The organism is Candidatus Zixiibacteriota bacterium, from assembly GCA_026397505.1.
Lineage (GTDB): Bacteria > Zixibacteria > MSB-5A5 > GN15 > PGXB01 > JAPLUR01.
In genome coordinates this window covers 24,675-38,678 of the sequence record JAPLUR010000045.1, presented here as the reverse complement: position 1 = coordinate 38,678, position 14,004 = coordinate 24,675, and the positions used below count along the sequence as shown (strand labels likewise).

At 53.0% G+C, this 14,004-nt stretch carries 11 protein-coding genes; 10 read left to right on the top strand and 1 reads right to left on the bottom strand.

Features of this window, described 5'->3' with window-relative positions:
• The first annotated feature begins 2 nt into the window (after nt 1-2).
• The 10 genes from NT002_03060 to NT002_03015 all read left to right on the top strand — a co-directional run bounded on the left by NT002_03060 (nt 3) and on the right by NT002_03015 (nt 11,677).
• A complete protein-coding gene (locus NT002_03060; protein ID MCX6828249.1) occupies nt 3-1,415 on the top strand; it encodes a UDP-N-acetylmuramoyl-tripeptide--D-alanyl-D-alanine ligase in 1,413 nt (470 codons plus the stop codon).
• 1 nt (nt 1,416) lies between these two features.
• Nucleotides 1,417-2,505: a phospho-N-acetylmuramoyl-pentapeptide-transferase gene (gene mraY / locus NT002_03055; GenBank protein ID MCX6828248.1), complete on the top strand. Its 1,089-nt coding sequence runs from the start codon at nt 1,417-1,419 to the stop codon at nt 2,503-2,505.
• Entirely contained in the window at nt 2,502-3,893 is a 1,392-nt protein-coding gene (gene murD / locus NT002_03050) for a UDP-N-acetylmuramoyl-L-alanine--D-glutamate ligase (protein MCX6828247.1), read from the top strand. Before mraY ends, murD begins: the two co-directional genes overlap by 4 nt.
• Nucleotides 3,894-3,899: 6 nt before the next feature.
• Complete coding sequence (gene ftsW / locus NT002_03045) at nt 3,900-4,979, top strand: putative lipid II flippase FtsW (GenBank protein ID MCX6828246.1); 1,080 nt, start codon at nt 3,900-3,902, stop codon at nt 4,977-4,979.
• A complete protein-coding gene (gene murG / locus NT002_03040; GenBank protein MCX6828245.1) occupies nt 4,976-6,106 on the top strand; it encodes an undecaprenyldiphospho-muramoylpentapeptide beta-N-acetylglucosaminyltransferase in 1,131 nt (376 codons plus the stop codon). Before ftsW ends, murG begins: the two co-directional genes overlap by 4 nt.
• Nucleotides 6,103-7,524, top strand: a complete 1,422-nt coding sequence (gene murC / locus NT002_03035) for a UDP-N-acetylmuramate--L-alanine ligase (GenBank protein ID MCX6828244.1) — start codon at nt 6,103-6,105, stop codon at nt 7,522-7,524. The genes murG and murC overlap by 4 nt, the downstream gene beginning before the upstream one ends.
• Nucleotides 7,521-8,261, top strand: coding sequence for a hypothetical protein (locus NT002_03030; protein ID MCX6828243.1), 741 nt, complete (start codon nt 7,521-7,523; stop codon nt 8,259-8,261). Before murC ends, NT002_03030 begins: the two co-directional genes overlap by 4 nt.
• The gene (ftsA, locus tag NT002_03025) at nt 8,240-9,463 is read left to right on the top strand and encodes a cell division protein FtsA (protein MCX6828242.1); all 1,224 of its coding nucleotides are present in this window, start codon (nt 8,240-8,242) and stop codon (nt 9,461-9,463) included. Before NT002_03030 ends, ftsA begins: the two co-directional genes overlap by 22 nt.
• Nucleotides 9,464-9,484: 21 nt before the next feature.
• Nucleotides 9,485-10,666: a cell division protein FtsZ gene (ftsZ, locus tag NT002_03020; protein MCX6828241.1), complete on the top strand. Its 1,182-nt coding sequence runs from the start codon at nt 9,485-9,487 to the stop codon at nt 10,664-10,666.
• A gap of 240 nt (nt 10,667-10,906) precedes the next feature.
• Nucleotides 10,907-11,677 carry a flagellin gene (locus NT002_03015; GenBank protein ID MCX6828240.1) on the top strand — a complete coding sequence of 257 codons (771 nt, stop codon included), beginning with the start codon at nt 10,907-10,909 and terminating at the stop codon, nt 11,675-11,677.
• 109 nt (nt 11,678-11,786) lie between these two features.
• Here NT002_03015 and NT002_03010 read toward each other — a convergent pair whose 3' ends face one another.
• Nucleotides 11,787-13,904 carry a C10 family peptidase gene (locus NT002_03010; GenBank protein MCX6828239.1) on the bottom strand — a complete coding sequence of 706 codons (2,118 nt, stop codon included), beginning with the start codon at nt 13,902-13,904 and terminating at the stop codon, nt 11,787-11,789.
• Nucleotides 13,905-14,004: the final 100 nt, after the last annotated feature.

Genomic DNA, 14,004 nt, shown 5'->3' with positions numbered 1-14,004 from the left:
GGGTGATAAAGTTGGATTTCTATACACTGGCAAAAGAAGTTAAGGGAGAACTGGTGCAGAGCCGGTTCGGTACCACGGTCTTTGAGGGTGTTTCTATCGACAGCCGAACCATTGCCGAGCGGCAGCTGTTTGTCGCCGTCAAGGGCGAAAAGGATGACGGCCATAAGTACATCAACGATGTCCTGAAAAGAACCGGCGCGGGCTTGCTCATACAGCGCGATTACCCCGACCTGCCCTCGATTAAAGATACCGTGCCGATCGTGATCGTGGAGAATACGCACGAATCGATGATGCAGCTGGCGAGAAGTTACCGCCGCAGGCTATCCGCCTGTTTCATAGCCATCACCGGTTCGAACGGTAAAACCACGACCAAAGAATTTATCTATGCTATGATTGCCTCAAAGGAAAAGCTGACCTATCGTTCCTCGGGGAATCTTAATAATCTTTTTGGATTTCCTTTGGCGATATTCGCCATGCCGCAGAACTCGAAGTATGGCGTGTTTGAGCTGGGGATATCTGTCCCCGGTGAGATGACCCGTCTGGCCGAAATGGCGGTGCCCGACCTGGCCCTGATTACCAATGTTGGGCCGACCCATCTGGAGACACTCGGTACTATTGAGGGAGTTGCGGAAGCCAAGCTCGAACTGGTTGACATGCTCTCAGAGGATAAACCGGTTATCCTGAATAAAGATTTCCCGGTGCTCATGAAAGCCGCCTCCCGAAGGAAAAGGAATTTTATCACCTATGGTATCGAGACGAATGCCGACTTCACCGCCAAAGCGGTCGGCATCTCCGATGACGGTTTTCCGATTATCGAAATCGACGGCAGCCGCATAACCATAAAACTGTTTGGGGAGCATCAGGCCTATAATCTTCTGGCCGGATACGCCGTCTGCAAAGTACTGGGATTGAATATAAAGGCCTCTGAACTTGATAATATCGAATATCGATTTGCACCCTACCGGGGTGAAATCGCAAATATCAACGGTCTGACTCTCATTGCCGACTGTTACAACGCCAATCCCGCCTCCATGGAGTCCGGTTTGGAGTCGCTACGACGCTATCTCGAACATCCCGCCATGCAGGGTCGGACAAATATCGTCGTTGTGGGCGATATGCTCGAGCTGGGCGAACGGTCGGAGGAATATCATCGGGAAATCGGAATATTGCTGGCTCGTCTGCACTTTGATATGGTCGTGGCGGTGGGGCCGCATTCGGAGTCGATGCGCCAGGCGGCGGTGGAGAACGGGTATGATGCCAAAAGAATAAAACATTTCTCCGGTACCGAGGAAGCCGGGGCTTATTTGGTGGATAATGTCATGAGGGGAGACATAGTCTATCTTAAGGCTTCGCGTGGAATCGGTCTGGAAAAAATTATAACCCTGTTGAAAGGTACGGCTTTCCGGCAGAATTGAGATGCTGTACTATCTGTTCACCCATATGGTCGGATATGTTTCCGGATTCAATCTTTTTCGGTATATTACGTTCCGGACCGCCGCCGCCACCATAACGGCCATTCTGATTGCGCTTTTCCTGGGACCGTTGTTCATCAGACTTCTGCGCCGGTACCAAATTAGGGAAGAGATTCGAACCGATGGTCCGCAGACCCACCTTTCCAAACAGGGGACGCCCACAATGGGGGGGTTAATTATCCTGGCGGCGATAATCATTCCCACGGTCCTCTGGGCCGACATGACCAATTATTTTGTACTTATGATTCTGCTGGTGACATTCTGGCTGGGGTTGATCGGTTTCATGGATGACTATCTCAAAGCGGTCAAGCATCAGAAGAAAGGTATGGTGGGACGGAAGAAACTTATCGGGCAGATAGGGCTTGGTCTGGTTTTCGGATTGGTTCTCACTTTTCTGCCGCCCAATTCGCTTTATGACGGTACGACCGGCATTCCCTTTTTCAAAAATTATGTCCTCTCACTGGGTATTCTTTACATTCCGTTCATAGTCGTTGTTATTACCGCCTCCTCCAACGCCGTCAATCTTACCGACGGTCTTGACGGTCTGGCGATCGGACTGACCGGATTATGTTTTGTGGCCTTAGCCGGATTTACCTATGTTGCGGGTCGCGCCGACTTCTCCAATTACCTGCAGATCGAATATATCCCCGGAGCCGGCGAAATGGCCATTTACTGCGGCGCCGCTATCGGTGCGGCCATTGGATTTCTCTGGTTTAACACCCATCCGGCGGAAGTATTCATGGGTGATACCGGCGCTCTCACGCTCGGCGGCGTGCTGGGCGCGATCGCCATTTTGATTAAGAAGGAACTTCTGCTGGTTATTGTCGGCGGGGTGTTTGTCATTGAGACTCTTTCCGTTATTCTGCAGGTCCTTTCCTATAAGTACCGCGGAGGGAAAAGAATATTCAAGATGGCGCCGTTGCATCATCATTTCGAGTTGCTCGGCTGGCCGGAATCAAAGGTGGTTATCCGATTTTGGATAATCGGGGCGCTGTTTGCCCTATTAACCCTGTCGACTTTGAAAATAAGATGACGACAAAAGAAAGAATCAAAGGAAGAACAATCGGCATTATCGGCATGGCCCGTTCGGGATTGGCGGCGGCACGATTGATTCATCTGCACGGTGGCACCTCGTTTGTGTCAGATGTCAAGACGGCCGAGAAACTCGCATCGGAACTGGCACAGCTTAAGGGACTGGGCGTGGAGTTCGAAACCGGCGGTCATACCGAGCGCCTGCTGGAATCGGATTTCATTATAATTTCCCCCGGCGTTCCCCGGACTATTCCAATCATGAAAAATATCGCCGACGCCGGCATACCCGTATTTTCGGAAGTGGAACTGGCCTCATGGTTCTGCCGCGGCCGGATTATCGCCATCACCGGCTCCAACGGAAAGACCACAACCACCAGTCTCACCGGGGCCATATTAAGTACCGCCGGGATAACCAGTATCGTCTGCGGCAACATCGGGCGTCCTTTTGCCGAGGTTGTAATGGATATTCCGCCCGATGGCTACGCCGTCCTCGAGATTTCCAATTTCCAGCTTGAGACCATCGAGGAATTTGCACCGTACATTGCCATGATTCTCAATCTGACGCCGGACCATCTTGACCGTTATGATGATTTTGACGGTTATAAGAAGGCCAAGTATCGTATCACCGAAAATCAGTCATCAAATGATTACCTTATTTTGAATGCCGATGACACGGTCATCGATAAGAACCATATCGGAAGCAAAGCGCAGAGGATATATTTTTCCACCGCCCGTGCCCTGCCGACCGGGGTCTGTCAGAGGGGACGGACACTGGTCGGCAGGGTGGGCGGGAATGAATATGAAATTATTGAAGTTGATAAGATTCGTATTCCCGGGCCGCATAACCGGCAGAATGCGGCGGCGGCCGCCCTGGCCGGCCTGCTTCTCGGTATCGCTCCTGCGGCCATTGCCGAAACGCTTCGAACTTTCCCCGGTGTGCCGCACCGCATGGAGGATGCGGGGTTGGTAGCCGGGATCAGGTTTATCAACGATTCCAAGGCCACCAATGTCGATTCGGTTTGCTACGCCCTGCGCTCTATCGATACGCCGGTCTGCCTGATTGCGGGCGGGCGCGACAAGGGCGGCAGCTACCGGCCGATTGTCGATTACGGCAAGGGGAAGATCAAGGAAATAGTACTGATCGGCGAAGCACGGGAAAAAATTTTCAACGTCCTGGGGAAGGAATTTCCCGTAGAATTTGCGGAAAGCATGGAGGAAGCGGTCAGAAAGGCTTTTGATGCTGCCTCGCCCGGCGAGACAGTACTACTCTCACCCGCCTGCTCCAGTTTTGATATGTTCAACAATTTCGAACACCGGGGAGAAGTGTTTAAGAAAGTGGTGGCCTCCCTGCGAAGCAACGGAAAGACGACCGTAAAGCTTGGTTCATAAGTAAAAATGGATAAGAAATTATTATATAGTACGGTGGCTCTGTCCATTGTCGGGATGGTGATGGTGTACTCATCATCATCGATTCTGGCCCAGGATCGATTCGGTTCTCATTTCTATTTCCTCCAGCGGCAATTGCTCTGGCTGTTGCTCTCTGTCGCCGTTGCCTGGGGTATCACAAAAATCGACCTCAAGAAGAATGCCATTGCTTCCGTCCCGCTCCTGCTGGGGTGTCTTATCCTCCTTTCGCTGGTATTCATCATGCCGGCCCGCAATGGCTCGCATCGGTGGCTTTTTTTCGGCCCGTTCACGGTGCAACCATCGGAATTCTTCAAACTGGTGGTTATATTCTATCTGGCCTTTTCCCTGTCGCAGAAGAAGAAAAATCTCGACAATTGGAAACAGATACTGCTGCCTTATGCGCCGCTGGTCGGTGCCGGATTACTCCTCATCATTCTCGAACCGGGACTGGGTTCGGCCATGACTATCAGCCTGACCGTTCTGACCGTATTTTTCCTGGCCGGCGTAAGGCTCTATCATCTCGGAGCGCTGATTCTTCCCCTGGCTGGACTTACCTCATTCATGGTTTTTGTGCTCGGTTATAAGCGAGAACGGGTCATTGATTATCTTGCGGCGGTCATTGATCCGCTTAAGGGAAGTTATCATATCAAGCAGGCGGTACTCGGTATGGGCGCAGGAAATCTTTTCGGCGCCGGGCTGGGGAACGGCAAACAGAAGCTCTTTTTCCTCCCTTATCCCCATACCGATTTCATTTTTGCAACGATCGGCGAAGAGCTTGGATTTATCGGATTGCTGGTAATTCTGATACTTTTTTACATCGTCATCTGGCGCGGCATCAAGATTGCCCTTTATCAGCCGGATCGATTCGGATATCTGCTGGCCATGGGCGTCACGCTCTCGCTTCTGGTTTCCATCCTGATCAATATCGCCGTCGTCACCTCCCTTCTGCCGACCACCGGTATTCCTCTGCCGCTGCTTTCGTATGGCGGCTCGGCGCTGATGGTTTCGATTGCCTCGGTGGCCGTATTGCTTAACCTGTCAAAACGAAAGGGGATAGTCGCTAGGTGAAAAAGGTGAAAGTCATCTTTGCCGGAGGCGGTACCGGCGGACATCTGATACCGGCGCTGGCTATTGCCGAAAAACTGAAATCACGGCTGGTTCCCGAATATGAGCCGGATTTCATTTTTGTCGGGACGCGCCGTGGTCTGGAATATCGAATGAGGGAAAAACTGGGATATCCTCTGGTCTTGATTAATATCCGCGGCATGGCACGCTCTCTATCTCCGGCCAATTTATTGGTGCCATTCCTGCTGGTAGGAGCGGTCATAAAATCTCTTCGGCTCATGCACCGCTTTCATCCCGATATCGTCATTGGGACCGGCGGCTATGTGATGGGACCGGTGATCATGGCGGCGGCGCTTTTGAATCGGCCGCGGGTAATTCAGGAGCAGAACTCCTATCCGGGTGTAACCACCCGGCAGCTGGCCTCAAGAGTCAACCGGGTCTTTCTGGGATTTGGCGCCGCGGCCGAATATCTGGGTAGGAAGAGCCGTACTGTAGAGACCGGCAATCCCATTAAGGAAATCATCGGAAGAGTTTCCCGAGAAGAAGGAAGGAATCATTTTGGATATGCATCACCGGATATAAAAGTCATATTGATACTCGGCGGCAGCCAGGGCGCCTCGGCTATTAACCGAAACATTTTAAAAAATCTGCAGGGTCTGGCTGATAATTATCAAATCATCTGGCAAACGGGAGAAAGGGATTACAAGGAAGTGGCCGCACATGCGGGCGGCAAGGTCCCCGGCCGCTCCCTTTTTCCGTTTACCGATCGCATCGAGATGGCCTATGCTGCCGCCGATATGGTTATTGCCCGGGCGGGGGCTCTGACACTGGCCGAAATCACCGCCGCCGGTCTGCCGTCGGTTCTCATTCCTTATCCCTTTGCCGCCGGCGATCACCAGCGGAAAAATGCGGCGGTTTTCAAGGAATGTGGTGCGGCGGTTATTTTCGATGATGGCGAACTGGATAAGGTGAATCTGCTCGGCGAAACGGTGAGGCTTTTTGAAAACGGGGAACGTGATCGGATGGCGCAGGCAACCGCGCGCCTTCGCGACAAGCGCTCCCGCAGCGCCGCCGATTTGATTGTCGACGAAATCTTTCAGTTGATCAACATCAGAAGGAGTGCCTCTTGAAAGCAGGGATTGCGGTACAACCAAAATTTGAAGGCAAGAAGATGATATTCGGAAAATTCAGAGAACTGTTTTTTGTCGGAATCGGCGGCGCCGGGATGTCGGGCATCGCCGAAATCCTCCATAATCTCGGCTACACAGTGAGCGGCTCCGACCTGTCGCACAGCGAAGTCACCGCGCATCTGGATCAGCTGGGCGTGCGGATATTCGAGGGCCATGACGGAGCCAATATCGGTAATGCCAATGTGGTTGTTATCTCATCGGCGGTCAGCGCCGACAACCCCGAAGTAGTCGAGGCCAAGCGGCGCGGCATTCCCGTTATCAAGCGGGCGGAAATGCTGGGAGAGTTGATGCGACTGAAATATTCCATCGGCATTGCGGGCACGCACGGCAAGACTACGACTACATCAATGATCGGCAAGATTATGACGGATGCCCGTCTGGAACCGACCGTTATTGTCGGCGGCATTGTTGCCGGAACCGGCTCGGGGGCAACGCTCGGCGCCGGCGATTATCTGGTGGCTGAAGCCGATGAATATGACCGCTCGTTCCTTTCCATGTTTCCCTCCATGGCGGTAATCACCAATATCGAAGCGGATCATCTCGATTGCTATGACGGCATGGAAGATCTGGAGAATTCTTTTTTGACTTATATGAACCGGGTACCGTTTTACGGTCTGGTTGTTTATTGCATGGACGATCCCACTCTGCTCCGGCTGCACGATCGCATCGGTCGGGCAGCGGTGAGTTTCGGATTTTCGGATGGGGCCGATTATCGCGCCGCCGATGTCCGGTATTTCGAGGGCGGATCGCGCTTTTCCGTTTTCAAGCGGGAGACACTTCTCGGGCAGATCGAATTGCATGTTCCCGGACGGCACAATGTCCTCAATGCCCTGGCCGCGATTGCGGCCGTGTCGGAGCTGGAGGTAAAGTTCGAAACCGTTGCCGATGCCCTGCTCAAATTCCGCGGGGTTGACCGCCGCTTCGAAATCAAGAGTATCACCGGCAATATCATGGTGATTGATGATTATGCTCACCACCCGACCGAAATTCGGGCCACTCTGGAAACCGCCCGAACCTCGTACAACCGCCGCGTGATTGCTGTCTTCCAGCCTCATCTCTTCAGCCGCACGCGGCAGTTCTATCGGGAATTTGCCGAGGTGCTCCATCTGGCCGATATCGCCTATCTGGTTGATATCTATCCGGCGCGCGAGAAGCCGATAGAGGGCGTTACCTCCGAGATGATCAGCCGCTGCGCGCTTCAGATGGGGTATAACAACATACATTATGTCGGTCCCAAAGAGAATGCGGTGGGTGAAGTACTTAAAACGATTCGTTCCGGCGATATGATAATTACCATTGGCGCCGGAAGTATCACGCGGATCAACCCGGAGATAGTGAGAGGAATAGAAAAGCGATGAGTCTGCGAGTCCGCTGGCCTTTTACCGTGATGCTGCTTATGGTGGTGCTGCTGGCAGGTGCGGCGGCGGCGGCTTACTACACCAAATTCTTTCTGTTAGAAAACGTGACAGTTGTACCCGATGCGTATGCCGGACAGGTCGATAATTTTAATCTCGCTCTGGGACAGAATTTGCTTCTGGCTCCGGTTGAAAATGCCGTCGATTATCTTATGGCCATGCAATCGGTCACCAGAGTGCAAGTTGATTACAATCTGCCGAACGGGCTTACCATCAGAGTGAACGATGTAAAGCCGGTGGCGCTGGCGCTCGGCGAGGACAAGCGATCCATTTATGGAATCGACGATCGCGGCAGGCTGATTCCGTATGAAAGACCGGGGGAAGATATCGATTTACCTCTGATAACCGGCCTGAAAAGATGCCCCTTTTATCAGAAGCCCGAGTATCCGCATCTGGGACTCATCATAAGGCAGTTGCAGAAGATAAAAACCGATGATCCCGATTTCTATCATATTCTTTCAACCGTGGATCTATCCGACGGCGATTCCATCACCGTCTTTATGGATGGAATTCCCTTTCACCTGTTAATGCAGGCGGGGGGGCTGTACCGGGGGATAGCCGGGTTGAGAAATTTCGTGTTGGATTGTGGCCCGGAACTGCGCGAGATAACAAGCCTCGATTTTCGCACCGAGGGACAAATTGTAGCGACAAAGAAGAAATGCCAGAAAAAAGAATCATAACCGGAATTGATATCGGTACGACCAAAATCCGCGCTCTCATTACCGAGAGCGACGAGAAAGGATTGCCGATCTTCCTCGGCTACGGCATTGCACCGGCGGTCGGTCTTCGCCGTGGTGTCGTGGTGAATATGGAAAAGACGGTACAGTCCATATCCAGGGCAGTTGAGGATGCCGAGTTGATGGCCGCCGTTCATATCGAATCGGCCGTTGCCGGTATTGCCGGGGATCATATCAAATCGGTCAACAGCCAGGGGGTGATAGGGGTTTCCCGTTCCGACAGCGAAATCACCCAGACCGATGTCGACAAAGCGATCGAGGCGGCCAGCGCCGTGGCAATTCCGGCCGACCGCGAAATTATCCATGTCCTTCCGCAGCAGTACACCATTGATGAGCAGCCGGGGATCAAGAATCCGGTCGGCATGACCGGTGTCCGGCTGGAGGTCGAGGTTCATATTGTCACCGCCGCGGTGACTTCGGCAAAAAATGTCTACCGCTCTCTGGAAAGGTGCGAAATCGGAGCGGATCATCTGGTGCTGCAGTCGCTGGCCGCATCGTACGCCACGATCAGCAGCGAGGAGCAGGAAATGGGGGTGGTATTGCTCGATATCGGCGGCGATCTGACCGATGTGGCGATTTTCTTCGACGGTTCCATTCGACATTCCGGGGTCGTTCCTCTGGGCGGTAAGAATGTCACCAATGATATTACAATCGGACTGCGGACGGCGGTCGAACAGGCGGAGCGGCTGAAACTGGTGCATGGCGCGGCGCTGACCTCGATGGTTGATGCGGATGAAATGATCGAGGTGAGCGGCGTTATGGGAAGAGCGCCGCGAAGCATCTCCCGTAATGTTCTGGCCTCGATTATCGAGCCGAGAATGGAGGAAATACTTTCGCTGGCGTCGCGGGAAATCAAAAAGGCAAATCCTCCCGATGCTCTGGCGGCCGGTGTCATTCTGACCGGTGGCGGCGCCCTGCTACCCGGGGTGGTGGAACTGGCCGAGCAGATACTAAATATGCCGGTCAAGCTGGGCATCCCGGCCGGCATTGAGGGATTGCCCGTGACAATTGTCAATCCGGAATACGCCACGGCCGTGGGCCTGGTGAATTACGGTTTCCGGCACGGGACAGGACAGGCGAAAAGGCGGGGCGGACTGCGCGGATTCTTTAGAAAAATGGAAGATTGGTTTTCAGGAAATTTTTAATAAATCATGGAGGAGTAACCGATGAATGAGGAAACTTTGAAATTTGATTTTGACGATGATTCGAATAATTTCGCCAAAATCAAAGTGGTTGGCGTCGGCGGCGGCGGCGGCAATGCCATCAGCCGAATGATTGAGGCCGGGCTCTCGGGGGTGGAATTCATTGCCATCAACACCGACGCCCAGGTTCTGGAAAGCAACCTGGCCGGCAAAAAAATCCAGATCGGCAAGAGACTCACCAAAGGGCTTGGCGCCGGCGCCAATCCCGATATCGGAAGAAAAGCTATAGATGAAGACCGGGACGAGGTTGCGGCCGCACTGGCTGGAGCCGATATGGTCTTTATCACCGCCGGTATGGGTGGCGGAACCGGTACCGGTGCGGCGCCGGTGGTCGCCGAAATCGCCCGCGAGAACGGGGCTTTGACAGTGGCCATCGTCACCCGCCCGTTCAAATTTGAGGGACAGCGCCGTAATGAAAAGGCGGAAGCAGGCGTCCGCGAGCTCAAAGAAAAAGCCGATACCCTTGTCGCCATTCCCAATGAGCGACTGCTCTCCATCGTGGATAAGTCAACCCGTCTGACACAGGCCTTCAGCTTTGCCGATGAAGTACTGCATCAGGCGACCAAAGGCATTTCCGAATTGATAACGATTCCGGGTCTGATCAATTGCGACTTTGCCGATGTCCGGACCGTCATGCTGGAAAAGGGCGGCGCTCTGATGGGTACCGGATTCGGCACCGGTGAGGAGCGCGCCGAGACCGCCGCCAAGCAGGCGATTTCCTCGCCGCTTCTTGAGAATGTCTGTATCTCCGGCGCCAAAGGGGTGTTGATTAACGTCACCGGCGGCGAAGATATGACTCTCTTTGATGTCAACACCGCGACCTCGATCGTCTATCAGGCGGCCGGCGCCGAGGCCAATATTATTTTTGGCGCCGTCATCGACCCGAGCATGAACGACAAGATGCGTGTGACCGTTATCGCTACCGGCTTTGGCCCTGCGGCCGAGACTACGGTACTTGAGGAAAAGAAGGATTTTATCCCGGCCTCAACTCCGGCCAAAATCATGTCGCTGTTTCCCGAGCACACCGCATACCCTCTGCGGAAAGTAGTCGGCGGCAACGGCGGCAATGGCCATCGTAGTCGCATTCCGAATTTTGAGGATGAGAATCGCAAGATACCGGCTTATATCCGGCGTCTTGACGAATAGAATATTATAAGCCCACTCGGTTCCTCCACACCCAAACCGCCGGTCTCTCTACCCGGCCGGCGGTTTGTATTACGCCATAAAGTATAGGGAAAAGGCCATATCGGTCAACTCTATCCCGAACTCCGCCATCGCTAACACTTTGTTGCTACAGTGGTTATTGATGTGTTACGGACGGCATTGCGATTGCATATCTTTATTCTGGTGATGCCTGTCCGATCACTATTTAACAGGGAGGTTGATATGGGCCTGGCTATTCAGAATAATATCTCGTCCCTCGGCGTCTGGAGAAATGCCGACCTGCGGCTTGTCCTCATGCTGGACTCGATGGAGAAACTATCCTCGGGGATGAGGATAAATTTCGCTCACGATGATCCGTCCGGGTTGGTCATTTCGGTGCAGATGCGGGCGCGGATTGCATCGCTCAATCAGGAAATTGCAAATATATCTGTCGCCATCAGTAAGTATCAAACCGCCGATTCGGCCCTGGAGCAGTTGCGAAGTATTCTCACCGAAATACGCTCTCTGGCGGTCGGGGCCGCCAATGGCGCGGTGAATGACGGGAAAATGCTTGAGGCTTATCAGAGCGAGGCGGATAATCTGGTGCAATCTTATAACCGGATTATATCCGAGACCTCCTTTGGAAAACAGAAACTGCTTGACGGTTCGGCCGGTTCAGTGACGCATGTGCAGAGTCTTCAGGAGATAGATTTTTCCACAACCGCCGGTACCGAGCATTCCATCACTGCTCTTGACGAAGCGACATCACGGCTCGATCAGGCAATCGCCGATATCGGCGCCACGCAGAAATATGCCCTGGAGTCTCAGTTGGTCAATCTCCGCGTCGAGGCGCAGAACCTGACTGCGGCCGAATCACAGATAACCGATGCCGATTATATTCTTGAGTATTCCAATTTTCTACGAAATCAGTTGCTTCTCCGCTCGGCTATGTCGCTTCTCGCGCACGGCAGCCTTAATGCCCGGACAGTGCTGACACTGCTGTCCGATCGGTAGCCGGCGAGCCGGGTTTATTGTATGGGACGACCGGCGTGTTGACCGGAAAAGGGTGAATAAAAACGGTGGGATTTGAATCCCACCGTTCTTATTCAGATTCTATCTAATCCTACATGCACTTTAATGGAGCGCCGCTCTTGTAAAGAAAATTAATCAAATAGGTGACATCGGCGATATTGACCGAATTGGAATTGTTGACATCGGCGGCCCGCACCGGCAGAGGCGCCGTCCCGTCGCGATAAAGGTAATTTATGAGAGCGGTAATGTCGCTGATATTAACATTTTCGCTGCTGTTGGCATCACCGCACATAAAACTGGGACAGACCATCCCGGCTCTCAGTCCGGGAATGTATTCGAGCGCCGGGCCGGCGAAAAGCGGTTTATACATATCATATTCAATCGGCTCTATTAACGCGGAATCATTCTGGCTAGGATAAGCGGGAAGTCTGAAATAGACTTTGAGCACCGGGCCGTCGCCGGGAGCAAGATCGGGCAGTGAGTTGCTGCTGCAATAAACGGCGAAAGTCATTCTCTTGTTGGTGGGATCGTCACTGATAGGATTCTTCTTGTCAAAAGTCTCCGTGCGGCAACCGACCACCGAGCAGGAGTCATAAGTCAGATCGAGAGGACCGGCATAGGAAATGGGGATCATAATTCTCCGCAATGGAATTGTGTTTGAACCGGAGATAGTTACAACCACCTCGGCATTGGCTTCACCCTCCGTATCAAGAATCCTCATCGTATCGGCCAGAGCGGTGACACAATTGGTGATAGTGTACGATTTTGTTTCACCGCCGGTGGCTGTCTGGACGGTTACATTATATCTTCCCGCGCGGGTATAGAGATGTGTTGGAGATTGCACGAACGCCGAATCACCATCGCCGAATGCCCATTTCCAGGAATCCGGCTGCACGGTGCTGGTACCGGTGAAATTGACCGGAATGGGCACCTGTCCCCACGAAGTATCAACCGCGAAAAACAGCCCGCGATCCGGCTCAATATGTGTCAACATGAATTCTTCCAAATACGAACACCCCTGCCAGTTGCAGTACAATTGATCAATACTATACCATGTAGTGTGGCCTTCGGCCCAGCCGTAATTCATATGAACCTGCGGAATTTTGCCGACCTCCTGCCAGCCATCGGCAACTATTGAATGACTCATGATTCTATACTGGAGGGGGCGGTTGGCCGCAATCTCGGTGCGAATCAAATCGGACCATTCAGTCTGGGAATAGCTGGTGCGATTTTCCAGTTGAATATGATTGAAATAGCGGAAATAGGTCGGGAAAACATTCTGCGCATCCGAGGTATAAGCTCCGGAACCGCAACGGCCGTACTCCATATTGAATGCCACCCCGACTTCAGAGCAGAGTTCGGCCAGGGCATTCTGGGTGGCCGGCGGACACGGATTGTTGCAGTAATCAACTATATTATCCCAATCATAGGGGTCGGAATAATCGGCGGTCAGCAGCGCTCCGGGCGAGCTCCCGCCGCATGAGTTGTCGCCGCCCCACCAATAAGTATGGGTGCCGCTTCCCTGCAATGGCCATCGGTGGTATGCCAGGATCTGCGCCGTCGCTGTCGCCACGCACCCGACCACGGTTCGCCCGCCGTCTCCGGCCGGGCAATAATTGTTATAGGGAAATCCCTGGTGCCAGGAGGTGGTCAGGAGCGGACCGAATTGTTCCATCGGCTGATATTTCTGTGCTGACAGGTTCGCTTTAAACAAATCAGAATTAGTCTGAAAACGATTCCATTCCTGGCGCTGGGTGCGATCGAGAAGAACCTCTCCGGTATCCGGTTGGGTTGCCTCCAGACTGCCGTATATTTGAACATAAAGGCGGATACGATGAAGCAGGACTTCCCGAAGCAATGCCGGGAATCCCTCGGGATCATTGATATTGATCCCATTCTCATCGGAGTAGGCTCGCACCGGCGGCAATTCCTTGAGAACCGGAACAACGACATAACCGTTGGGCCTGATGAGGAAAACTCTGGCCAGCAGAGTATCATTTTCCACGAGGTCCTGTACCGACGAAATCTCAGGAACAGGTGAACCACCCCATTCGCCCTTATAATAAGTCACGTAGGTCAGCCAGTTACGGCAGACCGATTCCATATCAGCAATATTGGCTTTCTCCGCCCATGCGGAAGAATAAAGGGCCATAAGTATCACGGCAACGAAAATAGAAATCCCGGCGGTGCTCATCGAGGGTTTTCTCATAATCTCCTCACGTGGGGACATGTCATACAAGGCTGACAGTCATAAGAGTGCTGAACAATACTTGTTTTCTTGAAGATATCGTCATCTGATTATTTCCGTC

Coding starts and splice junctions, on each gene's coding strand:
- ftsZ (MCX6828241.1), top strand. CDS start 9,485: ATGAATGAGGAAACTTTGAAATTTGATTTTGACGATGATTCGAATAAT.
- mraY (MCX6828248.1), top strand. CDS start 1,417: ATGCTGTACTATCTGTTCACCCATATGGTCGGATATGTTTCCGGATTC.
- ftsW (MCX6828246.1), top strand. CDS start 3,900: ATGGATAAGAAATTATTATATAGTACGGTGGCTCTGTCCATTGTCGGG.
- NT002_03010 (MCX6828239.1), bottom strand. CDS start 13,904: ATGAGAAAACCCTCGATGAGCACCGCCGGGATTTCTATTTTCGTTGCC.
- NT002_03015 (MCX6828240.1), top strand. CDS start 10,907: ATGGGCCTGGCTATTCAGAATAATATCTCGTCCCTCGGCGTCTGGAGA.
- murD (MCX6828247.1), top strand. CDS start 2,502: ATGACGACAAAAGAAAGAATCAAAGGAAGAACAATCGGCATTATCGGC.
- ftsA (MCX6828242.1), top strand. CDS start 8,240: ATGCCAGAAAAAAGAATCATAACCGGAATTGATATCGGTACGACCAAA.
- NT002_03030 (MCX6828243.1), top strand. CDS start 7,521: ATGAGTCTGCGAGTCCGCTGGCCTTTTACCGTGATGCTGCTTATGGTG.